This window comes from Synechococcus sp. MIT S9509, assembly GCF_047303035.1.
Classification (GTDB): Bacteria; Cyanobacteriota; Cyanobacteriia; order PCC-6307; family Cyanobiaceae; genus Synechococcus_C.
Map to the genome: position 1 here is coordinate 257,108 of NZ_CP138940.1, position 23,190 is coordinate 280,297.

31 protein-coding genes, 1 tRNA gene and 2 pseudogenes are annotated in these 23,190 nt (G+C 49.1%); 17 read left to right on the top strand and 17 right to left on the bottom strand.

What is annotated here, in order from left to right; translation table 11 throughout:
- Positions 1–57: 57 nt before the first annotated feature.
- The 3 genes from SIB73_RS01435 (at position 58) to SIB73_RS01445 (ending at position 2,459) form a co-directional block, all read left to right on the top strand.
- Complete coding sequence (locus tag SIB73_RS01435) at positions 58–282, top strand: hypothetical protein (protein WP_413403523.1); 225 nt, start codon at positions 58–60, stop codon at positions 280–282.
- 35 nt (positions 283–317) lie between these two features.
- A complete protein-coding gene (locus SIB73_RS01440; RefSeq protein WP_413403521.1) occupies positions 318–530 on the top strand; it encodes a hypothetical protein in 213 nt (70 codons plus the stop codon).
- A gap of 699 nt (positions 531–1,229) precedes the next feature.
- Positions 1,230–2,459, top strand: a complete 1,230-nt coding sequence (locus tag SIB73_RS01445) for an acyltransferase family protein (RefSeq protein WP_413403520.1) — start codon at positions 1,230–1,232, stop codon at positions 2,457–2,459.
- 421 nt (positions 2,460–2,880) lie between these two features.
- On the opposite strand, the gene SIB73_RS01450 is transcribed toward SIB73_RS01445, so the two are convergent.
- Both SIB73_RS01450 and SIB73_RS01455 read right to left on the bottom strand, forming a co-directional pair.
- A complete protein-coding gene (locus tag SIB73_RS01450) occupies positions 2,881–3,486 on the bottom strand; it encodes a hypothetical protein (protein ID WP_413403518.1) in 606 nt (201 codons plus the stop codon).
- A complete protein-coding gene (locus tag SIB73_RS01455; RefSeq protein ID WP_413403516.1) occupies positions 3,483–3,902 on the bottom strand; it encodes a hypothetical protein in 420 nt (139 codons plus the stop codon). Before SIB73_RS01455 ends, SIB73_RS01450 begins: the two co-directional genes overlap by 4 nt.
- A gap of 475 nt (positions 3,903–4,377) precedes the next feature.
- Here SIB73_RS01455 and SIB73_RS01460 point away from each other — a divergent pair, with 475 nt between their 5' ends.
- On the top strand, positions 4,378–4,581 hold the full coding sequence (locus tag SIB73_RS01460; protein ID WP_413403514.1) for a hypothetical protein: 204 nt from the start codon (positions 4,378–4,380) through the stop codon (positions 4,579–4,581).
- 344 nt (positions 4,582–4,925) lie between these two features.
- On the opposite strand, the gene SIB73_RS01465 is transcribed toward SIB73_RS01460, so the two are convergent.
- Positions 4,926–5,165 (bottom strand): DUF1651 domain-containing protein, encoded by a 240-nt coding sequence (locus SIB73_RS01465; protein ID WP_413403512.1) that lies wholly within the window; start codon positions 5,163–5,165, stop codon positions 4,926–4,928.
- Between the two features lie 413 nt (positions 5,166–5,578).
- Here SIB73_RS01465 and SIB73_RS01470 point away from each other — a divergent pair, with 413 nt between their 5' ends.
- The 6 genes and pseudogenes from SIB73_RS01470 (at position 5,579) to SIB73_RS01495 (ending at position 8,292) form a co-directional block, all read left to right on the top strand.
- The gene (locus SIB73_RS01470; RefSeq protein ID WP_413403510.1) at positions 5,579–5,776 is read left to right on the top strand and encodes a hypothetical protein; all 198 of its coding nucleotides are present in this window, start codon (positions 5,579–5,581) and stop codon (positions 5,774–5,776) included.
- Between the two features lie 23 nt (positions 5,777–5,799).
- Positions 5,800–5,931, top strand: a pseudogene (locus SIB73_RS01475) (hypothetical protein); the annotation flags it as partial.
- Positions 5,932–5,979: 48 nt separating this feature from the next.
- Positions 5,980–6,729: a calcium-binding protein gene (locus tag SIB73_RS01480; protein ID WP_413403508.1), complete on the top strand. Its 750-nt coding sequence runs from the start codon at positions 5,980–5,982 to the stop codon at positions 6,727–6,729.
- Between the two features lie 36 nt (positions 6,730–6,765).
- Entirely contained in the window at positions 6,766–7,017 is a 252-nt protein-coding gene (locus SIB73_RS01485; RefSeq protein ID WP_413403506.1) for a hypothetical protein, read from the top strand.
- The gene (locus tag SIB73_RS01490) at positions 6,986–7,867 is read left to right on the top strand and encodes a hypothetical protein (protein ID WP_413403505.1); all 882 of its coding nucleotides are present in this window, start codon (positions 6,986–6,988) and stop codon (positions 7,865–7,867) included. Before SIB73_RS01485 ends, SIB73_RS01490 begins: the two co-directional genes overlap by 32 nt.
- A gap of 251 nt (positions 7,868–8,118) precedes the next feature.
- The gene (locus tag SIB73_RS01495) at positions 8,119–8,292 is read left to right on the top strand and encodes a hypothetical protein (RefSeq protein WP_413403504.1); all 174 of its coding nucleotides are present in this window, start codon (positions 8,119–8,121) and stop codon (positions 8,290–8,292) included.
- A 341-nt stretch (positions 8,293–8,633) separates the two neighbouring features.
- Here SIB73_RS01495 and SIB73_RS01500 read toward each other — a convergent pair whose 3' ends face one another.
- Positions 8,634–9,542, bottom strand: a complete 909-nt coding sequence (locus tag SIB73_RS01500; RefSeq protein WP_413403502.1) for an SMP-30/gluconolactonase/LRE family protein — start codon at positions 9,540–9,542, stop codon at positions 8,634–8,636.
- Positions 9,543–10,086: 544 nt separating this feature from the next.
- Positions 10,087–10,191, bottom strand: coding sequence for a DUF3104 domain-containing protein (locus SIB73_RS01505; RefSeq protein WP_413439684.1), 105 nt, complete (start codon positions 10,189–10,191; stop codon positions 10,087–10,089).
- Between the two features lie 188 nt (positions 10,192–10,379).
- On the opposite strand from SIB73_RS01505, the gene SIB73_RS01510 reads away from it, so the two are divergent.
- The 3 genes from SIB73_RS01510 to SIB73_RS01520 all read left to right on the top strand — a co-directional run bounded on the left by SIB73_RS01510 (position 10,380) and on the right by SIB73_RS01520 (position 15,548).
- Entirely contained in the window at positions 10,380–11,846 is a 1,467-nt protein-coding gene (locus SIB73_RS01510; RefSeq protein WP_413403498.1) for a flavin monoamine oxidase family protein, read from the top strand.
- A gap of 1,343 nt (positions 11,847–13,189) precedes the next feature.
- A complete protein-coding gene (locus SIB73_RS01515; protein ID WP_413439685.1) occupies positions 13,190–14,881 on the top strand; it encodes a histidine decarboxylase in 1,692 nt (563 codons plus the stop codon).
- A 4-nt stretch (positions 14,882–14,885) separates the two neighbouring features.
- Positions 14,886–15,548: a DJ-1/PfpI family protein gene (locus tag SIB73_RS01520; protein WP_413439686.1), complete on the top strand. Its 663-nt coding sequence runs from the start codon at positions 14,886–14,888 to the stop codon at positions 15,546–15,548.
- Positions 15,549–15,733: 185 nt separating this feature from the next.
- Here the strand turns inward: SIB73_RS01520 and SIB73_RS01525 are convergent, their stop codons facing one another.
- From SIB73_RS01525 to SIB73_RS01535, 3 genes are all read right to left on the bottom strand, one after another.
- Positions 15,734–15,937: a hypothetical protein gene (locus SIB73_RS01525; protein ID WP_413403493.1), complete on the bottom strand. Its 204-nt coding sequence runs from the start codon at positions 15,935–15,937 to the stop codon at positions 15,734–15,736.
- 1 nt (position 15,938) lies between these two features.
- Positions 15,939–16,151, bottom strand: coding sequence for a hypothetical protein (locus tag SIB73_RS01530; RefSeq protein WP_413403491.1), 213 nt, complete (start codon positions 16,149–16,151; stop codon positions 15,939–15,941).
- A gap of 168 nt (positions 16,152–16,319) precedes the next feature.
- Complete coding sequence (locus SIB73_RS01535) at positions 16,320–16,553, bottom strand: DUF1651 domain-containing protein (RefSeq protein WP_413403490.1); 234 nt, start codon at positions 16,551–16,553, stop codon at positions 16,320–16,322.
- Positions 16,554–16,657: 104 nt separating this feature from the next.
- Between SIB73_RS01535 and SIB73_RS01540 the strand changes: the two genes are divergently transcribed.
- A complete protein-coding gene (locus tag SIB73_RS01540) occupies positions 16,658–16,873 on the top strand; it encodes a hypothetical protein (protein ID WP_413403488.1) in 216 nt (71 codons plus the stop codon).
- A gap of 77 nt (positions 16,874–16,950) precedes the next feature.
- Here the strand turns inward: SIB73_RS01540 and SIB73_RS01545 are convergent, their stop codons facing one another.
- Together SIB73_RS01545 and SIB73_RS01550 are read right to left on the bottom strand one after the other, a co-directional pair.
- Positions 16,951–17,607 carry a sulfotransferase family 2 domain-containing protein gene (locus tag SIB73_RS01545; protein WP_413403486.1) on the bottom strand — a complete coding sequence of 219 codons (657 nt, stop codon included), beginning with the start codon at positions 17,605–17,607 and terminating at the stop codon, positions 16,951–16,953.
- Positions 17,608–17,753: 146 nt separating this feature from the next.
- Positions 17,754–18,023 (bottom strand): annotated as a pseudogene (locus SIB73_RS01550) (carbamoyl-phosphate synthase); the annotation flags it as partial.
- Between the two features lie 140 nt (positions 18,024–18,163).
- Between SIB73_RS01550 and SIB73_RS01555 the strand changes: the two are divergent.
- The gene (locus tag SIB73_RS01555; RefSeq protein WP_413403484.1) at positions 18,164–18,940 is read left to right on the top strand and encodes a hypothetical protein; all 777 of its coding nucleotides are present in this window, start codon (positions 18,164–18,166) and stop codon (positions 18,938–18,940) included.
- Between the two features lie 272 nt (positions 18,941–19,212).
- Here the strand turns inward: SIB73_RS01555 and SIB73_RS01560 are convergent, their stop codons facing one another.
- The gene (locus tag SIB73_RS01560; RefSeq protein WP_413403482.1) at positions 19,213–19,416 is read right to left on the bottom strand and encodes a conjugal transfer protein TrbI; all 204 of its coding nucleotides are present in this window, start codon (positions 19,414–19,416) and stop codon (positions 19,213–19,215) included.
- Positions 19,417–19,681: 265 nt separating this feature from the next.
- Between SIB73_RS01560 and SIB73_RS01565 the strand changes: the two genes are divergently transcribed.
- Both SIB73_RS01565 and SIB73_RS01570 read left to right on the top strand, forming a co-directional pair.
- Positions 19,682–20,263 carry a ferritin gene (locus SIB73_RS01565; protein ID WP_413403480.1) on the top strand — a complete coding sequence of 194 codons (582 nt, stop codon included), beginning with the start codon at positions 19,682–19,684 and terminating at the stop codon, positions 20,261–20,263.
- 759 nt (positions 20,264–21,022) lie between these two features.
- Entirely contained in the window at positions 21,023–21,214 is a 192-nt protein-coding gene (locus SIB73_RS01570) for a hypothetical protein (protein WP_413403479.1), read from the top strand.
- A 35-nt stretch (positions 21,215–21,249) separates the two neighbouring features.
- On the opposite strand, the gene SIB73_RS01575 is transcribed toward SIB73_RS01570, so the two are convergent.
- The 6 genes from SIB73_RS01575 to SIB73_RS01600 form a co-directional block, all read right to left on the bottom strand.
- Entirely contained in the window at positions 21,250–21,423 is a 174-nt protein-coding gene (locus SIB73_RS01575) for a hypothetical protein (RefSeq protein ID WP_413403478.1), read from the bottom strand.
- 102 nt (positions 21,424–21,525) lie between these two features.
- Positions 21,526–21,598: transfer RNA gene (locus SIB73_RS01580), tRNA-Ala, on the bottom strand.
- 77 nt (positions 21,599–21,675) lie between these two features.
- Positions 21,676–22,299 (bottom strand): transcriptional repressor LexA, encoded by a 624-nt coding sequence (gene lexA, locus SIB73_RS01585; protein WP_413403476.1) that lies wholly within the window; start codon positions 22,297–22,299, stop codon positions 21,676–21,678.
- Between the two features lie 53 nt (positions 22,300–22,352).
- Positions 22,353–22,787, bottom strand: a complete 435-nt coding sequence (locus SIB73_RS01590) for a hypothetical protein (protein WP_413403474.1) — start codon at positions 22,785–22,787, stop codon at positions 22,353–22,355.
- Positions 22,784–23,038 (bottom strand): hypothetical protein, encoded by a 255-nt coding sequence (locus tag SIB73_RS01595; RefSeq protein ID WP_413403472.1) that lies wholly within the window; start codon positions 23,036–23,038, stop codon positions 22,784–22,786. Before SIB73_RS01595 ends, SIB73_RS01590 begins: the two co-directional genes overlap by 4 nt.
- The gene (locus tag SIB73_RS01600) at positions 23,035–23,181 is read right to left on the bottom strand and encodes a hypothetical protein (protein ID WP_413403470.1); all 147 of its coding nucleotides are present in this window, start codon (positions 23,179–23,181) and stop codon (positions 23,035–23,037) included. The genes SIB73_RS01595 and SIB73_RS01600 overlap by 4 nt, the downstream gene beginning before the upstream one ends.
- Positions 23,182–23,190 lie beyond the last annotated feature (9 nt).

Consider the following 23,190-nt stretch of genomic DNA (forward strand, 5'->3'; position numbering starts at 1 on the left):
ATTCAAAGCCTTTTGATCCGCATCTTTTCCTTGCTGTATTGAATCTTTCCGTCGACTATGGATAGAAGCCTGCAAGATCGCAAATCCTTTAATCTCAGATTTGATTTTTTCTCAGGTCAATGTCCTTTTGGCATGCCGAAAGGACCAATTGATCTTGCCCACACCTTGATGCCATCAGTCTTTTCAATGTGTTTTGATCGTTTCTGTTCTTGCTCTTCTTCTCAGGCTGCCCCTGAGTCTCTTGATGTAACCATCCGCGCGCTGCTTGAGTACCAGAAGTGATTCACTGTGATGAGGCTGGATAAGGTTTCTGATTCATGCAAAAAGTTTTGAAAGGCATTGCCGTTGTCTCTGCGATCGCTCTTGCCTTCGTCACCGGCACCCTCTACATCAAGAGCATTCGTGATGATGCGCGTCAGCAGGGCGATTTCAACGAGCGAATCATGCAACTGTGCGCCGACGCCCGGAATGCTGGCTGGAGTAAGGAGGACAAAGCTGAATTTCTCAAACGCAACTGCCGGGGGCGATGACTCCTCTCAAGGTGCCTTCTCCTGAAGTCTGCACATCGTCATCACTCCGGTTCAATCCGGCCTGCAGACTTTTCACCTTGGCCACTTGCAGTTTGCCAATAAGCAGGGAGGTCACGCATGATCACCATTCCAGGTTTTGGTGGAGATGATTGACTGACGAATGGTGATGAACCGTTGCTGGTTCGAATAAGCAATACTCGCTTGATGCGGTTTCACCCGTTTGCCCAGCCCAGAGATTTCATGCTGTGCCGAATGACCAGCTTGTCTGGCTTTTCAGTTTTCAGCGGAGCGGCTGTAGAGCTTCGAACTGATCGACATCAGCAGCAGAACTACGAAACTGACGGTCAGAATGACAAGGCTGTCGATGGTCTTTGACTGTGACTAGGCAAAATCATTCTTGCAGAGATTTTGTTTTCGCAGTACCGGTCGAGATCAGCGATGGCCAGTTGTAACACCCTTGGGCCCCGGTTGTTGAGCCGTTATTTTGAGAGGCTTGAGAAGGTCCATCAGCTTGTCGATTGCCGCGTGCTGATGAGTGCTATCGGCTGGTTGATGCACGTCTAGGTGAAAAAAGGTCTCAACCGGTTTGAATGTAGCGCTGTATTAGTCACCCGAACGGGTGATGTGTGTTCTGGTTCGCTCAGTGATGCTGAATAGATAGAGGGTATGACCTTCACTATTCACATCAGATTCTCAGCCATGTCTCACTCTCCAGAGGCTATTCCATCAATTTCCAACCGCAAGACTTTGGGTATTCCTGGTAAGACTGGATCTATGGATCATTCTCAAACAAGCACCAAGAAGCGGGTGCTGTTCTTTGACCAGATCAAGGCACTGATGATCGCTCTTGTGATTGCCGTACATGTACCCATGGCATTTGGTGGTATCAGTTGGATGGGCGTACGTATTCCCATGGAAGGGGTTTCTGATCCGTTGTTTAATACTGCATACAGATTCTTTGGATATATCTGTCAAACCTTCTTTATGTACATGTTGTTTCTAATTTCGGGATACTTTGTTCCTCCTTCAGTTCATAAAAAGGGGGTTGTGCGTTATCTCCAAGATCGCCTTCTGCGAATTGGTGTCCCCTTTCTTGTTGGCCTACTGCTCATTAACAATGCTTCGATACTCTTGTCGAGGTTCTCCCCAGGCAGCCCCTATGCGGAATTGCCTTGGAATGAGATGCCTTTCAATAGATTATTTGTACTGGGCTTTTTGGCCCTTTTGTTTGTCTTTGATTTGCTCTATTGCTTCTGGTTTGCGATGCGAGGAGATCACTTTTCAGTGGATACCTCCGTTCCCACACCGCAGCTGCGCTCTTGGCTCATCAGTGCTTTTATCCTCGCGATTCTTGAGGTAGCGATGTCGACGCGAACTGAACTCTGGACTGCCTTATGGAATTCACCATTTAATTGGTTTGGTGCTCAAGGCATGCACATTTTCACTTATGCCTTCATGTTTTTTCTCGGTTGCAAGGCATCGTGCCATCGCTGGCTGGAGAAGCTCAACACCCATCTGGTTGTGAGGTGGTTCCGATTTTCTATTGCGTCATCTTTATGTCTTCTGACAATCGCGCTAGTGGTGACCTTTAACGGCAACATTTCAGATGAAGCTGAAAAGCTCACTCTTGTTTATGCCATCTTTTCCTTCTTTTATACATTCATCGGTTGGGGAGTGATGGGTTATCTCCTGTTGTGGTTTCAGCGTAATCAAAATCGCTTTGGTCAGTGGTTAGCAACAGCTGGAGTGGATAGTTATGGTGCTTATATTATTCATCCACTAGTGCTCGTGGTGGTGCTGGAAGCTATTGGTTTCATCGGCCTCAATCATTGGCTGATTGCTTTGGCTGCAACAGTTCTGGGGATCGTTATTTCCTTCGGAATTGTTCATCAGCTCAGACGGATTCCATCTGTCGCCAGGATTGTCTAGTTCTTTTATCATTGACTCTCAGCAGATGATCTGCGGTGTCTGATTGAAGAGGAACCATTGAGTGGACGCTGTCGATCTCCTGGCAAGAGTATGACCAATCCCACCCCGTCTTCATGGCGGGAGGGTTGCCGCTCTGGAGCTGCGGCGTCATTTGCTTCCGCATAAGCTGAGCCGAGTCAGGTTCGCTGTGCACAGCCATTCACCAGATGCTCATCAGGAGTTTGCTCTTTCTACTCCAGATCTGTGTAGTGGGGTTCACTAGAAGGGCTGTGATCTTGAAGAACTTCTTTCGAGCTTGGCGTCATGGACCAGACTTCCAGCGCTGGTGCTGCTTGCCACACAGTGCGCCGAATTGATGTTGGCGATGGATTGACAAGAAAAGGGCTTCAACATGAATCGGCTGCTCTGTGCAACAGGCGATCTATGGAACAGCCCCTTCAGGACAGCATTCACAGTCAGCACAATCACTGCGAATAATCTCTTCTCCGTAGCAGACACTTGCATTCAGAAGCGGGCTACTGAAGCCGAGGCATTGGCTTGTTTCCGAACAGGCTTTCCAGGTAGCCGCCGCATCCATGGTCAGCACAACATTGGCAAGATTGTTTGGGATCGCTGCGGTGCGATCAACCGGAACGATCCTGTAGCGAATGTGACCTGGAGTGACTTCAATTCCGTTGATTTCAATAATCTGTGTTCTCAGGCCTGAAGACGAAAGAGTTGCTTTTGCACTTTTTTGGAAACTAACATCGCGTAACTTCCAAAGATCTTTGACTCGAGGCTGACGAAACTCAGATCTGACATTTCGGAACCGATTGGAGAACATTTCAACAGCCGATATATGCTTTTTGGGAAATTGCAATATCTCGAGATCACCACTCTCCGTCACATAGCTTCCTTGATCAGAATGCAGAACAAACAGGAACTGAGGTGCCTGATCATCAGCCCTTTTCAGCTCAGACGAAGAAACATCAGGAGCCTGAATTAAGACCAGAAAGATTGTCCAGAGGCTGTGTGGAACGATTTTCAATTCTCATACTCCTCGTATTCTGCCCCATATTTTCTTTCGAGTGTTTTCCCGTCCATGACGACTGTTGTCTGGTCATATAACTCACAAACGTTTTTTTTGAATTCAGACAGCTCATCAGGATCAAAGACAACAGCCTTCGCATAACCTTTTTCCTTCATTCCTTTTTTTACACACTCCTTGTCCCAAAGCTGCGCTTTCTTTCTCCATTGCCCCTCAGGCCCAAGCCTTGTCAATACCTCAGTACCCTCAATTTCACAGCCATCCTTGATATTCTCCCACTCAACAAACGTCATGATTTTTCCACCCTCAGCCGTGACCTTGTCCTGGTCAGGACTCTTTGCGCAGGATGCGAGCATCAGCACTAAGCCTGTGATCAATACCCCAAAACCTCGCGTCGACATGATGGAGGACTGCATGAAATGAAAAGCACAGGTTTGTTGTTGTCAAGATAGACATTCCAGCTGCTTATGCACAATTATCAACGTCATTTATTCAGAGTGCAGAGTTTTGCGCACCTGGACGACATTTTCCCAATCGAATTGAGATGATCGTGACGAAGCTATTGGAATCTGACTTTAAGAATCAAGGACAGCAGCTGATAAGCAGCGCCAGTAATTGATTGAAGACCTTCTGGCTCTGCCCTGACTAACAAGATGCTGTAAGAACTTCTTTTAGGGGTGCTTAGTCGCCGGCCTCTTTGATGCCCTGTGCCTCGATGAGCAACGGAGCATCAACATGTTCTGAAACCGGCACCTCGTCATGGAGAGTTCGTGGTTTTGGCTTGTCTCTGTAGTAGTGGTCTCGTCAGCTTCATCGTCTAACGAATTCCTCTACACCAATTCAGATCACAATGCTGCAAATTAATCCAGCAGTCAACTGATGAACTGATTGATGCCGGTGGCTCTGATGTGGATTGGATCGGGTTATTCCAGCAGCAGTGGTTTGGCCCGGTTGGGGGATGGCGATTCAGTGTGTCCGTTCGATCGTGAATTCAAACATGAGAATGCAATGGATCCCTTCATCGCTGCATTGGTGATTGTTGCCATCTGGACACCGATTCCTATCTGCCTTTCGAAGTGGGTGCAGGACCTTTGAAGATTGAGAGCCTTGGCCGTGTTGTGATTGGCCTTCCGGTTGCGGCGCCGTTTTTGCCGTTGAAGGGTTGAGTCCCATGGCTGGTGATGTTGCAGTGGTTTCGCTCAATGCAGCGAATGACAAGCTTCGCGAGCCTGTAAACATCTGCTCGAAGTCAGGACTCAGGCGGGCACTCTCATCAAATCCACCAAAAACTCACCTGTGTTTTGAGTGGTGAATTGAGGGTCTTCCATCGATGCTGGATGGAGACAGGTTTCGTCATGGATCCAATCAGCACTGCAGTCGTCATCGTCGCTCTTGTCGCACTGGCCTGCTGAAGGTCACCACTTGGGCTGACACCGTTCCTACCCGCCTGTTGCCTGCATCGTTTGCCAAGCTTCGATGGCGTTGTGTCTGAGCATTCTGCGGATGACTGGCTGACCGCTGCCGGTCAGTGACCGCGTCTCGACTTCCACCCACTGCGCATGCTGCGTTGGCATGTCGTTCTTGAAGCGACAGACCTTTTGCTCTTGGGCGCTCAGCAACCAACCCTCACCCTTTTTCGGAGGGTGCCTGTCGACAAGTGGTCTGTTCTTGTTGGGCATGACGTCAAGTTGGCGAAATAAGCCTGCGTGCTGCCACAAGACTTAAACCCTGAAACGACATCACTGAATGTGGGTAGACCATCTGGCCATTGCTCGTACGTGCTGAGCCATTGCTGAGCATCATTTTGTTTGTGGGGTGGCCGTGATCGGATATCGGTTGCATGTGCTGCAGCACGGTTTTGCAAAAGGCGCTTCTGCACTATCGCCACACAACACGTAGTGCAAAACTCAGTAATGCTGTCAACCTTGCGCCAGGTCCTACACGGATCGGAACGGACTACTTGGTGAAATTCAGTGGGGCCAAGGAGACTCGAACTCCTGACCCCCTGCATGCCATGCAGGTTTGACAAGGATTGAGAAGTCAGGCCAACACTAGGTAGAAGTCAGTTGGGTCAACCTGATCATCGGCGGCAATGGTGCTGGTGATGACAGCTATGACGGCGGCTCTGACATTGACACCATCAAATACACATCTGCCACTGACGACATCACAGTTGATCTCTCGCAGGGCACTGCAACATCAACCAACGGCGGCGATGCAGCAGGTATTGGCTCTGACACTCTCTCCAATATTGAAAACATTATTGGCGGCAACTACAACGATCAGCTGATTGGTGATGCTGCTGATAACAACATCAATGCAGGTACTGGCGACGACATAGTCGAGGCTGGTGATGGTAACGACCAGGTAGATGCTGGCGCTGGTAACGACCTGATCATCGGCGGCAATGGTGCTGGTGATGACAGCTATGACGGCGGCTCTGGAACAGATTCTCTCTATTACACCTCTGCTGCAGCAGGAATCACAGTTGATTTGCTCAAGGGAACGGCTACCTCAACATCAGGAGGTGATAAAGCCAAGATCGGTACTGACAAAATTACCAGCGTTGAAAATCTGATCGCTGGTAACTATTCAGATCAACTAACCGGCACCAATGGCAGCAATACCATTCAGGCTCTCTCAGGCAATGACTGGATTTATGCAGCGGCTGGTAATGACGTCATCAACGGTGGTTCAGGAAGTGACACTGCTGTTTTCTCAGGCAATAACAACAAGATCAACCTCAACACCACTAATTTGCAGAACACCGGTGATGGCAAAGATCAGCTGATCTCGATTGAAAATGTCAATGCTGGATCCGGTAATGACACCGTTACCGGCAACAAAGCCAAAAACACACTCAATGGCCAAAGCGGCAACGACAAGCTCTATGGAGCGGCTGGTAATGACAAATTAATCGGAGGTGCTGTAAATGATGTTCTTTTCGGTGGTTCTGGAGACGACATCATTGATGGAGGTATAGGATCAGATAAAATGAATGGAGGAAGTGGAAATGATGTTTTTGTTCTAAACAGCGGAGCAGGGTACGCAAAAATAATGGACTTCGATGTAGAAGAAGACTGGATATTGATTGATTCTGATTTTAATACTATGAGTGCTGTGGATTCCGGAAAAGATCTAAACATCTTTGAAGTCAATGATCTCGTCGCAAAAGTGATAGGCTTAGCTGGCACGAATCTCGTCAATAATGGAGAAGGCTATGTATCTCTGGATAGAGCCTGAAGCTATTGCAAGGCGGCTGAAAGCAATAAAAATAACTTGAAGGGAAAAGCAGGGGCGTTGAGTAGTCGCTATAGACCTTCCGACAAAACAACTGGACAAATTATTTATGACAAGAATTGGGGAGATGAAAACGGTCAAATTTCATGGAATATTGCTGTTAAAGATGGACGTTTATTTGGAAGCGGACAAGACAGCACTGCATGGAACAGTAGCAGCCTGAATGGAAGATTTTCAAATTTCTTTGAAATAGATCAAAATGCAAACATCATTAGCACTAAAAAAAATTGATGTCACAAACCAAATCGATTTAGCTCCCGATATAATTCTCACAGATGGTGGTTATGTCATCACTGGAGTTTCGCTCGGGGCAGATGGCTCCAACTCGAAACTCTATACTGATTTAAAAGCACTAAAACCAAGTGCTAATGAATCATTTGCCGAATACGGCTCAGTCTCCGTCAACCATACTTGGCAAGACGTTGCACTCTCTCTTGACTACATCAGCCCGGTCGTTATTACCTCTGATCCAACGTACAAAGGCGGTGATCCGGTTGTAGTACGCCTGAAAAATATTGATTCTGATTCATTCCAGATCAAACTCCAGGAGCCCAAATACAAAGACGGTCGCCACGTCAACGAAACCATCTCCTATGTCGTGATGGAAGAAGGCACCTGGGAGCTATCCGATGGCACCACCATCGAAGCAGGAGTGCTCAACACCAACAAACTCTCCACCCAAGGAGGCGAGACCGTTGCACTTGATGATGCCTTTGGATCGGATGCCTCTGTTGCTGTCTTAACGCAGACCCAGACTTACAACGGAGGTGACTGGGTCACCAGCAGGACAGACAGCATCATTGAAGGCGGAGTTACTGCAGATCAATTCACCCACCAAGCCAAGCGGCATTCTTTTGAAACTGAATTTGATTCAGCTCCAACACTGCTGACCAAGCTTGATTCCTTTGATGGTGGCGACAATGCCAACTCAAGGATCCAATCAGTGGATGCCGCTGGTTTTACAGCCATGGTCATCGAGGAACAATCTCGTGACTTTGAGATGGGCCAAACCACTGAGTCTTTGTCCTACCTCGCCTTGGAAGGTGATTCCGGAACCCTCAGCGGTATCGCTGTCATCTGATTCACCAGTAACTAAAAACAGCTCTTACTCAGCCCCGTCTAGCGCTGGGTTTTTGCTGTCCTGGAGCCTTGGTGTGACCAGCTTCCGAGTGAGCTAAAGCCAGTCAGGCACTGAGTTCTGAGCCATTAACCACAGTCTCACCAGAACTTCGCGCCCTCTACACCAGAGCTGTGCAGTGGGGTTCACCAGAAGGGCTGTGACCTTGAAGGAGTCGAGGGGGCAGCACTCCCAAACAGCCACTCCTCAAAGCCATGACGGTCAAGTCCCTCTTCCTCTACACCCTTGCCCTCGCGCTGGGTATTGGCGCAGTCACGCATGCCAAAACTCTGTTGATCGAGCAGGGACCTCAGGAGGTCGCTCAAATCGAGGGATTGGACTACGTCATTAGCCATGAGATCGAGCAATGGCACCGTTGGAATCCGTGATGGGATTCACCACTCGGATTGAAGCGGGTTAATTCAGGTTTGTTTGCGTGAGCTTCCACACTGCGTTTACTGGGATCTCAGGACCAACCTGCAGATCCTCTGGCTCTTTGAACACCACACGCCAATCAGCCACGCGACAAGGCACGTAGTCAGAACGCTCGATGCGAACACCGCCCAGGACTGACGGCGCTCCATAGAACCCGCTCACCCAGAGCCCCGCCCAGTGCGGGGTTTTTTATTGCTGATCAGTGGATGGGTTCTGGAAGCTTTTCCGAAGTTGCTTGATCGCCTTCAAGCTAAACACAAGCATATGTCTCGTCAAATTTCATGAATCGCAGTCTTCAAGTTCTCATGAAGCTTTCAATATGGGGACCCACTTTTGTTGTTAATGAATATACTGAAGTGCTTGCTGTCACAAATAATGTATGCCAATCAGATCCGCCCCAATGAAGGTTGGCGGTATGCTCGGGGATTTCAATTATTCCAAGCTGCTCACCTTTTGGATTGAAAATCCAGAGCCCTCCTGGTCCTGTGACCCAAATATTTCCGTTTTCATCACACTTCATTCCGTCCGGTACTCCTCCTTCGAAAGTGCCATCACCAATGTTCCTTGCAAAAGCTTTCTTATCGTATAGGCTTCCATCAGGAGCTACTTTGTAGACATCTATTAAAGCTCTAGGTGAGTCATTAATATAGAACAACGATTCGTCTGGGGAGAAGCACAATCCATTTGGCTGCTGATAGCAATTTTTATCGACCAGAAGTTCAAGTTCTCGATTTGCGCTCACACGAAAAACACCTTGGAAGTCCAGATCCTGAGGTCGTTCCTCACCTGACCAAGGCAATCGTCCATATGTAGGATCAGAAAAATAGATTGAATCATCTGACCGACAACAAATATCATTAGGGCTGTTCAGCTCCTTTCCTTCAAAATGTGTCGCTAAAACTTCTCGACGCCCATCTTCACCTTCCAAGACCACTGACGCACTAAGATGCTCGCAAACTAAAAGATTTAAATCTGAATTGTAAGTCATTCCGTTGCATTTGCTGGAAGGTTTTCGAATTACTCTTATCGCTTCATTCGATGAGTATTGAAGACGTGAATTTCCAGGGATATCAGAAAAAAGTAGGTGGTGATCGCGAGGATGCCAGATTGGCCCTTCGGTGAACTCGAATCCGGATGCAACACGCTGAATTTGAACCTCTGTGTCAACAAGGTCTCTCATTTGGTTAGAAAAAACCTTGATCATGCAATTGACTCCTATCTGATTCACATAGTGACGTTGTTCTATTGATAGCAAATTAGAGTACATTTGGCTTTGCGATCCTTAAAACACATGTAATCGAAAAGGTTCCTAAAGATCAGAAGACTGACGATAGAATCACTAGGCAGGAGCTTTTTAACCTCGAATGGAAAAACTCTAGGTGCTTTCTCTATTAGAAATCACCCGCAAAGGGGGATGTGGAGCGAGCCCAAATGGCCTATTGATGGAGTGTGACGACGAGAGTTCACAGCTGACGGTTTACCTAAACTTTTTTAGAGAATTATCTAAGTCCGGGAATCACATGGGTGACGTGCTCCCCACAAAGATAGCGGCATTTCTGCCCCCTCCTACTCATGAGAACTTTCTCCTCTCCAAAGGCAGACGTTTCTCGAAAATATTTTTTTAATTCTAATTAAACCCAACCAACAAGGATGTTTTGGGGAATACAACTCAAAGAATCGACACAGAATTACTTGTTATTGATTATCAGGCCGCGTGGGGCATTAAGAAGATGTTCAACTGGCCTGGATTACATGCTAGCGAGGTTGGTGTTGACCGACCTGATCACTGTTGTATCCACATCAGCGATCTGAAAGAGGTTGCGCACAAAAGGTACCATTGCTGCTCTCCTCATTTCTCAATTCTGATCTGGTCTCGGATCAAGTCCGGTAATCGTGTGGTGCTAATTGACTGCATGTTTTTCAGGCAGTGTGATTCCTTTAGATTCTTACCTTTCTATTGCTTATCTTTGCCAATACTCATAGGTTTCTCAGAAAAATAAGAGGTTTAATCAATAACTTCCAGTTATCTATCTGATTTGCGATGTCACTCTCCCGACGCGAGTTGATTGCAAGTGCTGGACTTACCGGAATTGCGGCGATTGGATTAAATCACAGCAGCTTTGCTAGTGAACTTCCTGATCAGGTCGATGTCGTTGTGGTGGGCGCTGGTCTTTCAGGATTAATGGCGGCTCGGCAACTAAAACAAAACGGAAAGAATATTCATATCCTTGAGGCTAGAAATCGTACAGGAGGGCGGATGGTTCGAAAACTTACCGACTCCGGCCACTTTGTCGATTTAGGTGGACAGTGGGGTGGTCAATCTCATCATCGCTTTCGCGAGCTTGTGAGTGAACTTGGTCTTGAAACATTTCCAGTTTACAAAGAGGGCAAGGCATCTCTTGTTTGGAATAATAAAAATACTTTAGCCGATGTAGCTGCTGATTATGATGAAGGATTACTGTTTCTAGATTCTGACCAAATTGGTCAAACCCAAGAAGAAGTTGACAAAGCAAAATCAACTTTAAAATTGTATCAAGAACTTGTTAAGACCGTTGACCACGGTGCTCCGTGGAAGACTCCAAATGCTGTTGAGCTTGATCGTATTACAATTGAATCTTGGCTAAAGCGACATAGCGACTCGCCATTAAGTACTTTTATGTTGGAGATATTATCTAATGTCGGGGGATCTGGTGGTTTTGATGTTTGGGATGCATCGATGCTTCATTCAATCTGGACTCAGGCAATTTCACCTCAGCGGGATTATCCGGAATCTTGGCTCATTAAAGGTGCTGCTGGACAGGTCGCAGAGCTTTTGACTGAAGAATTGACTGACCATATTACTCTAAATTCACCTGTAATCTGTATCGAGCAGGATGATAACAGTGTTCAGGTCACTGATGGATATGGTCGCAAAATATTCGCTAAGGCGGCTATTGTTGCAATTCCTCCACCGTTGAGGCAGCGTATATCCTTTCGACCTGCTTTGCGTGCTGAGACCAGATCATTTCTGCAACGTAATCCAATGGGTTCGATGATTAAAGTATTAGCTATATATGATAAAGCTTTTTGGCGTCAAAAAGGGATGAGTGGTCTTGGCATCGGAAATCAAAATACTCTCCAGTTCATGGCAGATAGTTCACCTCCGGACGGAAATCCTGGTGTTATAGCAAGCTTTATTACTGCTGGTCGAGCTGTTGAATTTCAGCAACTTACTGATAATCAGCAGAAGTCATCTGTTCTATCTGATTTAGCAGCGTATTTCGGTCCTGATGCTGCACAACCTAAGGAGCTTATTTTGCAAAACTGGAATCAAGAGGATTGGTCTAGTGGTGCATTCACCAGCTATGTAACTCCAGGAGCTTGGACGACCTACGGAGAGTATTGGCAGGAGCCTCATGGCAGAGTTCATTGGGCTGGTACAGAAGCGTCAACGAGATGGAGAGGCTATCTAGAGGGTGCTCTTGAAGCCGCTGCTCATGCCGCAGATTCCATCCGCCGACATATTTAGTATTTAATTATTAATTCATAAGGGCTGTGTTGGTCATAAGCCATCTTTTAGGCTTTCATTCATGACATAAAAGTGATCACCCAAGCTTTATTCATTTATCTTCTTCCCAAAAAGATCATTAAGATAAGATCCTTCCAAGTAGAAAGCTCTATTGACATAGAATTACTCATACAACTCTCCTTTAATTTGCTACGCAGTATCAGCCTGCCTTAGAGCATCTGTTGCTGAATCGACATCACCATTCCTTTCTTTTAATTGCTGCGCTGCTCTCAGCTTCCAACTCTCCAGCTTCCTTTGTCTCAGCTCCAGTCTGTTGCTATTATTTTTCAAGTTCTACTTCCAATTGCAGAGGGAAAAAATTGTCTTTAAAAAGGCTGTGTCATTTATTTGTTGGAAGCTGTTTCTGAACTTATGGCTCATGAAGTTGCAACTATCAATGCTCGTGAGTAGCTTTTGGAATATTCATCGACGACAGTCGGTATCGCGAAACGCTGAACTTCTGGAGTGTTTTTTCTTTCAAAAACAACACCATTAAATTCGTGACATCAGTCAGTCTGATGGGTCTCTCTTTCTGCTTTAGACACAGTAAACACCTACTCCATTTACCAATCCTTGTAGGGACTTTGACCGGTCTGGAACGTGGTGCAAGTTGCCATGATCAGGAAACTCGTATGCTCTTAGGGGGCTTGTTGGTTATAAAGCCCGTTATCGACAATCACCCTCTAAGACAACGCCTGTACTAGAAAATGGGAAGGTCCACTCAAGCTTGCTTCGCGAGACTAGGCTAGATCAGATGGTGCATTGAACACGGGTGGTTACTCTGTTGGTCATGGCTAAGTCTTCTTTGCTTGCCAATCACCAATGTTTTTAGGAAGACTCATATCCTTTCTTAAAAAAGCCAAAGGAGATGCTAATATTTTGGAAAAAATGAAAGCAGATAATTCTTCTAAAGACGTGGCGGATATAGCTAAATAATGCGGTATTAATTTATTTCTGATGAGATTGATCTGTTCAACAATAACGATTTCGAATACGTGGCTCGCTGAGGTCGTGCAGGCATCGGATGTGAATTGATTCATGCAAATAAGAATAATCGATACAGTCAAAATTGGTTAAAAGTTTTGGTCAAGATCAAAGACGGACGCAAGCTCAATACCATCGGAATACTGCAAGCGATTAAGTAATCGCGCAGATTCGAAAGAAAGAATGCAAAGCTTGCAGACATGTATTTCTGTAAGCAATAAGTGTCAAATGCTTACAACCTGTCACTTTGTAGACAAAGCAAACTCTCATCAGAAATTCAACCAGCTCAAATATGTTGATGCAATCTCTGCAGGCATCTTGTGGAAACACGTTGCATTGCGATGCATTTTGATCAAGGGCTTGATTCGATTCACTCAACACTGAACGAATTAGAGGAGCATCTGGCTGACGAGAAAGACAAGTTTATTGGCTACCCCTGTAATGCGGACTTCAATTACGAAGCCCTCTACCGATTTCTGGCTTATCCCATTAACAACATTGGCGACCCATATGTCCCTAGCAACTATCACCTCAATACCCATCACTTTGAGCTTGAGGTTCTCAAATTCTTTGAAGAAATGACTAATGCTCCTGTAGGGGAAACCTGGGGTTATGTCACCAACGGCGGCACAGAGGGAAACCACTATGGGCTGTTTTTGGCTAGGGAGATCCTGCCTGATGGCATCGTCTATTACTCACAAGAAACCCATTATTCCGTTGGAAAAATCCTGCGTTGCTTGAACCTGCCAAGCATCATGATCCGTTCCAATCAAGACGGAACAATGGACCTTAATGATCTGCGCGAGAGTCTGCGGCTTAATCGCAAAAGCCCGCCGATTATTTGTGCCAATATTGGCACAACGATGAAAGGAGCTGTTGATGATATCGATGGTATCAACGCCATTTTTCAAGACCTGGCGATTCCCCGGAAATACCTACATGCCGATTGTGCGCTTAGCGGAATGATTCTGCCGTTTATTAAAGACGCACCGGCCTGGAACTTTGCCCACGGCATTGACAGCCTTTCGATCAGTGGCCACAAGATGATCGGTTCACCGATCCCGTGCGGTGTTGTTTTGGCTAAGAAAGACAATATGACGCGAATTGCACAGAGTGTGGAATACATCGGTTCGATGGATACAACCTTGACCGGATCTCGGAACGGGATTGCCCCCCTGTTCCTCTGGTATGCCATCAAGACGTATGGTCAATCAGGCTTTCGCCAACTGATTCAGCAGTGCCTTGAGCGCGCCGAGTATGCCGTTATTGAACTCAACAAAGCTGGGCAAAATGCCTGGAGGCACTCGTACTCCAACACAGTTGTATTTGACAGACCGTTGCAGTCCATCGTCGAGAGCTGGCAATTGGCAACTCATGGGCCTGTATCCCATCTGATCACCATGCCCAATGTCACCACTGATCAGGTGGATCGCTTGGTGGCCGACATCAAGGCTCAGCACGCAGCAGCAAGCGTGCCATCACCAAGCCGAACAGTTCCGACTGGCTTCACAAGCGTGCGAGCTCAGCCATCGCAAGAGATCATTTTGATTGGTAGCTCCAGTGTTGATCTTCTAGATGCTGTGGCGACGGCTATGGGCAATGCTGGAATTTCAATCGTTGACATGAAGTCCTCCTCCATCGACGAAGGCTGCCTGCTGATCTTGTCTGTAGAGGAGCGTGTGAAGGCGATTGAGATCATCAATCGACTGATCAATGAGAACAAGTACGGCTCAGCGCGTGTAGCCATTTGCGATCAAGACTCCTCTGTGATCAGCCAGATGAATTTCAGCCAGGCCGGGAATGACTCAGTTCTGGTGAAAATTGCCGACCATCCTGGTGCGCTTGGATCACTCACCCATCGCTGCCAGGAAGCCGGAATCAAGCTGAATACAGCGCGCATAGTTTGGCGAGGAGACAAGTCGACAGTGCTGGAGCTCACCACGCCCAACTCAATCGAGCTGAGCAAGGTTCTCGATGCCTCTCAAATCCTGATGCTTCCAGCGCAGGGCTGAGACAGTGCTGCCAACAAAAGCCACCAAGGAGGACTCGTTCATGACGTACAAACGAACCATTGGCGTTGTCCTGTTTGAAGGCTTTGAACTGCTCGATGTGTTTGGCCCTTTGGAGATGTTCGGCCTGGCGACCGATCATTTCGAGATCCGTTTGATCTCCGAAAACGGAGGCGTTGTGGCCAGTCGCCAGGGCCCCAAAAGCGTCAGCGACGATTCGTTTCAGTCAGCGCCAGCCATTGATGTGCTGCTAGTACCCGGCGGCACAGGCACCAGAAGAGAAGTCGACAACCCAGTGCTGCTCGAGTGGTTGAAGGCCCGTGCGCAGCAAGCCGAACTGGTTGCCTCGGTCTGCACCGGTAGCGCCCTGATGGCCAAAGCCGGGGTGCTCGATGGGGTCTGCGCCACGAGCAACAAGTTGGCTTTTGCTTGGGCTTGCTCTCAAAGCGAAAAGGTGCACTGGCAACCGCAAGCCCGCTGGGTAGAAGACGGCAAGTTCTTCACTTCATCGGGTGTATCGGCTGGCATTGATATGTCTCTCGCGGTGATTGCCAAGCTGGTCAGCAGTCAGGTCGCTGAGCAGGCTGCCAACTTTGCTGAATACGACTGGCACCGCGATCCTGATTGGGACCCCTTTGCCTCAGTCGTAAGTCCGTTTGAATCTGCCTGAGCCATTGTCTACCTCACACCAACTACACATCGCCACTTCGGCGGGCACCGCTTCCACCCACCCGATTTCTGCTTGGTTTCCCATGCCTCAATGGCGTTATGTCTGTAGTGGCCTGGGCTATATCTACATTACCTGTGATGAAAACCACTAATAACTGGTCACTTTTTTCTCAATGGAGAAATATCTCAATCTGAAGCATCAAGACGCTTCACTTCCTCTACAAACTTTTCTCCACTGTGAGAATGCTCCCGATGTTTTTCGTTGGGATTGCTGTGTCGTTCCTCTGCACTGCCTTGCTTCAGCGGCTCTTTCTCTCGATGTACAGGATCAAGACGTTCAAGATCAGCTTTGTTTGGGCGTCTGCCGGTTTGATGATGTTCGTTACTCATATCAGTTGCTCTCCCTGCGAAATGAGGCTGGCCCCTGGTCCTTCATAAGTTCACTTGTTTCGTTATCAATTTTCTTGAGCGCTTCATCGTTAATAGTATTTGTTGACAAGTGATTCACGCTGCGATTTCGCTCTACTTCGACGTTAAGCGAACCAGCTTTAGTGCGATGTTGTTGATCACTCTTGTGACGCTTCGCATCTTGGCTCTGATTCATCGGGGTGAATTCAGCTCTCCATTACATAGCCAAACCTGAATCCACTGCCACTTTCTTCTCAGAGACCTCTAAGAGATGCCAATAATTTGCTCGTCCATGCCCAGAGCTTGTGGTTCACAATACTTTCAGCCACCTGACTTCTGCATGGTCTCCAGGCTCGGCGTTTGATCACCAAGCAGCTTCAGTAACTGTCCATCCACAACGCTGAAGCTCTTTCCAAAGAGCGACGGCATCCTCGTAGCGCATGTTCCGGCGTGTCTTGAGAAGCGGCGGATGAGCTTCTGGCATGTCTTTGATGTGGTCAACGATCACAAAGACGTCATCTGCTGATCCACTGGAGTTCAGATCGGGAAGGAAGCTGACCTTCTGGCACTTGCTCGCGTTAGTCAGCCAACCTTCCATTTGATGTGGTCTCAACAAACAAAAGCTACGAGCACCTTTGATCCTTTGGGGGGATGCGGCTTCACCACCCTTTCAGCGACGGTGTGTGAGTTCGCAATCAATCAATGAAAGGTCTCGGTCGTGTTGTTATCGGTTCTGCTGTTGGCGGTCTTGTGGGTGCGGCGGCGTTCTTCGCAGTCGACGGTCTGATGCCATCAGCTGTTGATGCAGTTCCCACACACCTGACGTATGAGGACACCACTTCAACGTGGAATGGTTCCCCGCATGAATTACATACACGTCAGATATTTTTTGATATTGACACAAACAAGGCAATTTAATGACTCTTGATTTCGTCTCAAGGCGGTCTTCTTGCAAAGTGGACAATATCGCTGCAAGATCAAGGCTCATTGTTACATTAAGGCTCATTATGGGTCAGGGATTTAATTATCCCGTAATCTTCTTTGTAGATAATTTTAAGTCTATTGATTGATTCGCTTGTTAAATCTGCTTTTAGGTCGATGCTTGACTGTTTGTCGCTCTGCATAGTCTGTGGGATTTGCGTGAAATTTTCTGGTATTTCCAAAAGTTCATCTAAATAAGCTTTGACTTTCTTCATTCCTTCGGAATTGAGGTAAAATAACTTGTAATTCCCTTCGGGGTGGAGGAAGCGCTTTTGTGGCAAGAAATGATTATCACACCAGCCATTTCTTTTGAAGCTTGCCTCAAGATATGTTGCGATAAACTCATTTACGCTTATTTGCCTCAGTTTTGATCCTGGCTCGTCCATTTGAAATAAATATGCGCTAATAAATCTGTTTATTGGGTCCCTGAGTATTGCAAAGAAATCGGTAAAGAAATTTGATGGAAAGAGGCGCCTGAGAGAAGCCCCGTCTATGTGCTGTGGAGAAGAATTGTTCCATGGTGACTGGGCTCGATGGGTAGCAAAGCTGCAATCAAGAAAAGCATGTCTTGTAATTCTCGTAGATAAAATATATTTTTCGACGGATGTGCCCCCTGTTTTGGGAATGTGGGCGAAGTGAATAATTTTTTTTGAGGTTACAAAGATAGGCATTGTGTAAGTGGGGCTGGTGCCATTTTTTTTGCTGTTGGAGTTTGGTTTTTATAAGGCTTCAACAGAGCATATGCATCTGTGCTCTTGGGTTTGACTCTGGAAAGCGTATTTCTGCGTTGTTGATTTTAATCCATCCGGGCAAAAAGATTAGCGAAATTGGCGTTAATCAAGGCATCAACGAACCAGACGCTATTGTCGCCAACAGAGAGAGGCAGGAACCCACCAATGCCAGCTTTATTCGGTGTTCCTGCACCTTGCAATGCTCCCTGGAACCCAAAGGTTGGCTTCACCACATCCTTGAGGCTGATGCTCATCACATCACCGAGATCCTCAGTATTGCCGTCCTGCGCCTTCAAAGGCAGCGGGGCGATAGCAACAGCAGAAGCCAGCAGTCCAATCGAGAGGCGGCGAAGCATGGATCAGGCATTAGTCCGCGCATGATGCCGGTCTTTGCTTGGTTGCGCTTGCAGTCGTCACCACTTAGGCGGGCATCGCTTCCACCCGCCTGACTTCTGCATGCGGGAACATTTAGCTTTCAGCTCAGCAGCTGTAGAGCTTGGAACTGGGTCGGAAGGCAGCCGCTGCAAATCCCTGCTACATCAACACAACCAGTCGCACTTCTATGGGCCTGTCTTGGTTGAAACCCTCTGCTGCTCTGTTGCTGGGGGCAGCCCTGATGGGTGCGGGCTTCCCTGAGCCGGATCCCAAAAGAATGGTGGGCACCTGGGTGCTCACTGATAACGAGAACGTGCCATTCAATTTGATCCTGCGGCCTGATGGCAGTTCTCTCACGGTGACCGGCAAACGCCACCCCGATGTCGGTACTTCGCAGCGGATGACACGTAACCAACTTCTCGAGAACGGTAACTGGCAGACCTGGGGTAATGGCATCCGCTCTACCTATTCAGATGGCTGGACTGACACGATCCAGATCGGCCCTGCAGGAGCGGTGCAGTGGTCATGGAAGCCAGGATCTTCACTGAATGACGGCCCTAGCAATCACGGCAAAGCTGTGCAGCTGAAAAGCCCGGTAATGAACTGGGTGGGGGCCTACAAGCTAGAGCCCATGCAGCAAGAAAAGCCGCCCTATCTGGCAGTTCTCACCTCCTCAGGGATGGCCTTCAACAACATCGATCAGGTGGCTGATGGTTCCTGGTCGCTGACAGGCAACGGCAGCGTGCTGATCAAGTGGACCAGCGGCTGGCGCAGCCTGATCAAGCCAACCGCTAATGGCATCCCTGGCCCTGAGGAGAGCTTTGCAGTGCAGCATTGGCGCCCCGGGGTGCCAACCAGCAAGCCAGCCAACGCCAACCGCAGCGGTGTTCGGCTCTAATCGCCAGTGATGCAAACGCGGCAGGCCGTTACCAAGCATCTCTGCCTTCCTGGTGGTTCATCAACCAGCTGACACCGTTCTTTGGTGCGTGGCGGTCAACAAGTGGGCGGTCCTTGTTTGGCATGACGCCACGATGGCGAAACCTCAACATCAGCTGCTGCTAGCGGGGCTTCAGAGGCTCAGCACCACTTCCCGCATGAGAACGAGATCGCTTGTCTTCATTGCTGCGATCTGATTGACAGTGGTTCCGATCTGATCCAGCGGTTACTGAACTAATCAGTAGCCGCCAAAAGCAGCTCCAACTCTCCAATTCCGCAGATACAGCCGTTCCGCTCGCCATCACATGGCTCCATGTTGGGATGCCCCTTGGCACAGGACTCAGAGCAGAAATGCTGCCCACCAATCCTAATTGACCTCGATTCTTCAACGCTGCGCTTGCAAAGCGAGCAGTCGCACAAAAGTAAAACTGCAGTCATCACACAACTCTTGGTAACAACTCGTCAGGTCTATTGCATTCAGGGCATCGTTTCTTTGGCGGCTTACCGAACACTTAGCGTTAACTTATCGAAACTGATTCTCAGCAGCAGATTTGCACTCTTGATTGTGATTCTCAAAAACATATTTGGCATTCTTGAATGTGATTCTCAAAAGCATATTTTGATCCACTAATGTTCGGTTTTTACGCATATCTTTCGCTCTTTTGTGATGTAGAACTGATTCATCCCTCTCAGAGGAAGAGACATGACAGCTTCACAAATCCAAGCCCCCATCGAAGTCCCCACCGGTCCCGCAGGCCGTGCCATGGCCGAGCCCATGTCGGCCGAAATGCTCGACCTGATGGAAGCCCATCTCAACCTCGAGCGTCAGTCAGCTGCTGATTACTTCGCTGCTGCTGTCTGGTTTGCTGAGCGTGAGCTGACCGGCTTTGCCGAGCATCTCCGTGATGAGGCCAAACAGGAACAGGAGCATGCCGCCAAATTCGCCGACTATCTGATCAGCAGAGGTCAACGCCCTGTGCTCGACACCATCGAGCCACCCCGTCAGCAGTGGACTGGCGTGGAGCAGGTGATCGCCAATGTCTTCAAGATGGAGGCTGATGTGACCGCCTCGGTGCTGCAGCTTTATGACACTGCAGAAAAGGACATTGACCGCCGCACCACGGTGTTCCTGGATCCCATCGTTGATGATCAACGTCTCTCTGAGCACGAGGCCGCTTACCTGCTGGGTCGCGTCAAGTTCGCTGCAGAAAACCCTGCTGCTGTGATGATCATCGACGCTGAACTGAGAGAAGGCGAGGCCGAACCCGCCAAACTCGAAGGCTGATCAATCAGCTCAAAGTCCCACCTGCCAATCCAGTTCACCATCCCTGCAGCCCCGCCCAGCGCGGGGCTTTTGATTGCTGAGTCGGACCATGGCCAGCTGCTGTTGCTACTGACCTCAACGGTGATTCACCTTCCAGATGACCGTTATCAGACTCTGAGAGTTGAATCACACGCAGCCTGATGCAGTCGGTCTCAGCAGAGCAATTCGAACTGGCGTTGTCTCTGGGATTGTCGGCACTGGATTGGGTTCATGAGTCGAACGACGAAAAATCAATGAGGTCTCTGGCGAACTTCGCGACTGGTCTTGACGTCTGGACTCAGATGTTGGAACTGCAGTGGACTCAGCCATAAAAAAGACCCCACTGCTAGCGCAGTCGGGCCAGAGTGATGGGGAGTCATATTTTGGTATTACGAATACGCCTCGTCAACGCCACATATGGTGCACCTCATCTGAAATTGATGACAGGGTGTTCTCAAATACCTATCTCAGTCAATAAATCCCTACTCTTGCCACATCAAGGCCGGGTGATGGGGATTGTCCGAGTCAAGATTTAAGCCACTGCTAAGGCGGTGGCTTTTTTAATTGCTTGAGACTCATGCTCCTTATGCGTACCCCCTAGCTTCGACGCTTTCAAATGCAGCGGTGACAATGCATTGCAGCAGCCAGCCAGGAAGACGCGCTCGGGGAGGTATTGCACGGGACACCCGGTCAGCCGGTGGCGAGCTAGCTGATTGTGAGATACACCCCTTCGATCAGCTCATGAGCGAGAACATCCAGGGACTACTCCTCGGCATTAACGAGCTGGCCACAAGTGCCGCAGCAGAGGGTAATGAGATCCGACTAGTCGCGGCCTGCGAGGTGATCCGAAATAGGGGCGCGGAATCCTTTTGCTGGATTGCTTCGTTTGCTGAGCCGGAGGAGGGCTATCCAGAAGCGCTTTTCTCGGGCTGACCGCTGCTGCGTAATGGTCTTGTCTCGACAACAACCTACTGCGCGTGTGCGGTTGGATTGGCATTGGTGAAGCTGCAGACCTTCTGCTCCTGAGGGTTCACCAGCCAGCCGACACCGGCTTTCGGTGCATGGCGATCAACTAGCGGGCGGTCCTTGTTCGGCTTGACGCCACGATGGCGAAACAGCTGCTGCTGCGGCAGGCAGCTCATCAATGGTGGCTATGGCGCCGTTGATTGGTGACTTGGTGCAAAAACCATGACCGCTGCCACCGTTTTGCACCAATGGGGTTTGTCCACTTGGTGAGAATCCAGTGGAGCCAAGGAGACTCGAACTCCTGACCCCCTGCATGCCATGCAGGTGCTCTACCAGCTGAGCTATGGCCCCAGAAACGACGGAAAGGAATGATCCTTACCGCTGTCGCGTCGAAGCTTACACCGGCAATGCCCCCTGCAGGCAAACGCTTACATCTGCCGCCATACGGCAGCGAGTTTTCCCTGAACCTGCACCTGGTCGGCAGGCAATTCGATCGGGTCGTAGGCAGGATTCGCCGCTTCCAAGCGCACCGTGAGTCCATCGCAGTGGAAATGCTTCAGCGTGGTGCCGCTGCCAGGCACCAGGGCGCTGACGATCGTGCCCTGTCTCAAACGAGCAGCATCACTGACTGGTTCCATCAACACGACATCACCGTCGGCGATGTGTGCATCAACCATCGAATCGCCGTTCACGGTGAGAGCGAACAAGCCACGGGTTTCGAGGACGGGCGCAAGATCCAAACGATCCTGAACATCGTCAAACGTTTCCACCAAACCACCAGCTGCAACAGCACCAAGCACCGGAATTCCAGAGGCAATCCCGCCCAACAGCTGAAGGGTGCGGGCCTGCCCCTCCTGCCAGGTGATCCAGCCTTTCTGTTGTAAGTGCCGTAAACGGCTCTGCACCGGTGCTGGTGATCTCAGGCCCATGGCCTGCATCATCTGGCGTATGGATGGGCTGTGATGGTGGCAGCCGATGTAATCGGAGAGCCAGTCATAGAGCTCCTGTTGAGCAGTGGTCAACGGCTCGGGGGATCCAGCAGACACCGGCAATTCATCTGTTCGTCAATACATTTGTACCTGTCGAAGCCTGGGATGGCAAGGGTTCAGCCGGGTGTTGGTAAAGCGCAGATCCAGGCAACTTTGTCTGAAGTGTCTTCGCGGCCTACGTAATCAAGCCACTGCCCAGGAGAGTTGCTGCGTTGCAGCCTTTTCTGGTTGCAGAGCGCTCGCATTCTCAACTCCCGCACTTCCCAGGTCTGCTTTCCCTGACGCTGCATCAGAAGTGCAGCATCAAACTCAACACCGGCTGCCGTCCGTGCTGGGTCACTCAGATATTCACCAGCTTTCAGATTTGGTGAGTCCAAGGCTTCCATGAACATCCATGGGCCTTCAGACAACTTCCCCGATGTCTGGAGCGTCTGGCGGGTCTGACTCCAGAACGGCGGCTCCGGTGAAGGCGTCCAGGTTTCGGCAAGTCCTGGAGCACTACCCAGGGTGATGCCGAGTGCTACGGCTCCGCCTCGAATCAGATTGTTCATTGCTTGTCCTCCGGAGGGCGTTCCGACCTTTCCTGGATCAGTTTCGCCAGGATTTCCAATTTGGCGTTTTCAGACTCTGATGCTCTTGATGCCATCCAGGAACTGGCGACTTTCATCTGTGTGACCTGTTGCAGCAATGACAGCGCCGTTTGTCTGAGGGTTTCGAGGTCATCGCAGTCACGGATCAGCCGGCTCCACCGTTCTGTTTCAAACGACTGCTCAAGGCCTTGCTGAATTGGATCGATGCTCAAGATTCAGCCTCCCAGGTGAGCATCGGGTCAGGTTCCCCACTGCAGATGGCTTGCGCACGGAGATAAAAAGCACTTTCCCTGTCGCCGGCAGCTTCGAGGGAGTCGAGAACCTTCTGCCAGTTGTCTCGTTCCTGCTGGTCCATTGCTCAGTT

Bases quoted from the DNA above. Each gene is read 5' to 3' on its own strand.
- SIB73_RS01490 (WP_413403505.1), top strand. From the start codon at position 6,986: ATGCAAACATCATTAGCACTAAAAAAAATTGATGTCACAAACCAAATC.
- SIB73_RS01440 (WP_413403521.1), top strand. From the start codon at position 318: ATGCAAAAAGTTTTGAAAGGCATTGCCGTTGTCTCTGCGATCGCTCTT.
- SIB73_RS01460 (WP_413403514.1), top strand. From the start codon at position 4,378: ATGCCGGTGGCTCTGATGTGGATTGGATCGGGTTATTCCAGCAGCAGT.
- SIB73_RS01590 (WP_413403474.1), bottom strand. From the start codon at position 22,787: ATGAACAATCTGATTCGAGGCGGAGCCGTAGCACTCGGCATCACCCTG.
- SIB73_RS01445 (WP_413403520.1), top strand. From the start codon at position 1,230: ATGTCTCACTCTCCAGAGGCTATTCCATCAATTTCCAACCGCAAGACT.
- SIB73_RS01545 (WP_413403486.1), bottom strand. From the start codon at position 17,607: ATGCCTATCTTTGTAACCTCAAAAAAAATTATTCACTTCGCCCACATT.
- SIB73_RS01540 (WP_413403488.1), top strand. From the start codon at position 16,658: ATGAAAGGTCTCGGTCGTGTTGTTATCGGTTCTGCTGTTGGCGGTCTT.
- SIB73_RS01435 (WP_413403523.1), top strand. From the start codon at position 58: ATGGATAGAAGCCTGCAAGATCGCAAATCCTTTAATCTCAGATTTGAT.
- SIB73_RS01530 (WP_413403491.1), bottom strand. From the start codon at position 16,151: ATGAATCAGAGCCAAGATGCGAAGCGTCACAAGAGTGATCAACAACAT.
- SIB73_RS01465 (WP_413403512.1), bottom strand. From the start codon at position 5,165: ATGCCCAACAAGAACAGACCACTTGTCGACAGGCACCCTCCGAAAAAG.
- SIB73_RS01505 (WP_413439684.1), bottom strand. From the start codon at position 10,191: ATGAGGAGAGCAGCAATGGTACCTTTTGTGCGCAACCTCTTTCAGATC.
- SIB73_RS01570 (WP_413403479.1), top strand. From the start codon at position 21,023: ATGAGCGAGAACATCCAGGGACTACTCCTCGGCATTAACGAGCTGGCC.
- SIB73_RS01470 (WP_413403510.1), top strand. From the start codon at position 5,579: ATGGTGCTGGTGATGACAGCTATGACGGCGGCTCTGACATTGACACCA.
- SIB73_RS01575 (WP_413403478.1), bottom strand. From the start codon at position 21,423: ATGAGCTGCCTGCCGCAGCAGCAGCTGTTTCGCCATCGTGGCGTCAAG.
- SIB73_RS01525 (WP_413403493.1), bottom strand. From the start codon at position 15,937: ATGAGTAACGAACATCATCAAACCGGCAGACGCCCAAACAAAGCTGAT.
- SIB73_RS01495 (WP_413403504.1), top strand. From the start codon at position 8,119: ATGACGGTCAAGTCCCTCTTCCTCTACACCCTTGCCCTCGCGCTGGGT.
- SIB73_RS01535 (WP_413403490.1), bottom strand. From the start codon at position 16,553: ATGGAAGGTTGGCTGACTAACGCGAGCAAGTGCCAGAAGGTCAGCTTC.
- SIB73_RS01510 (WP_413403498.1), top strand. From the start codon at position 10,380: ATGTCACTCTCCCGACGCGAGTTGATTGCAAGTGCTGGACTTACCGGA.
- SIB73_RS01500 (WP_413403502.1), bottom strand. From the start codon at position 9,542: ATGATCAAGGTTTTTTCTAACCAAATGAGAGACCTTGTTGACACAGAG.
- SIB73_RS01560 (WP_413403482.1), bottom strand. From the start codon at position 19,416: ATGACTGCAGTTTTACTTTTGTGCGACTGCTCGCTTTGCAAGCGCAGC.
- SIB73_RS01600 (WP_413403470.1), bottom strand. From the start codon at position 23,181: ATGGACCAGCAGGAACGAGACAACTGGCAGAAGGTTCTCGACTCCCTC.
- SIB73_RS01455 (WP_413403516.1), bottom strand. From the start codon at position 3,902: ATGCAGTCCTCCATCATGTCGACGCGAGGTTTTGGGGTATTGATCACA.
- SIB73_RS01565 (WP_413403480.1), top strand. From the start codon at position 19,682: ATGACAGCTTCACAAATCCAAGCCCCCATCGAAGTCCCCACCGGTCCC.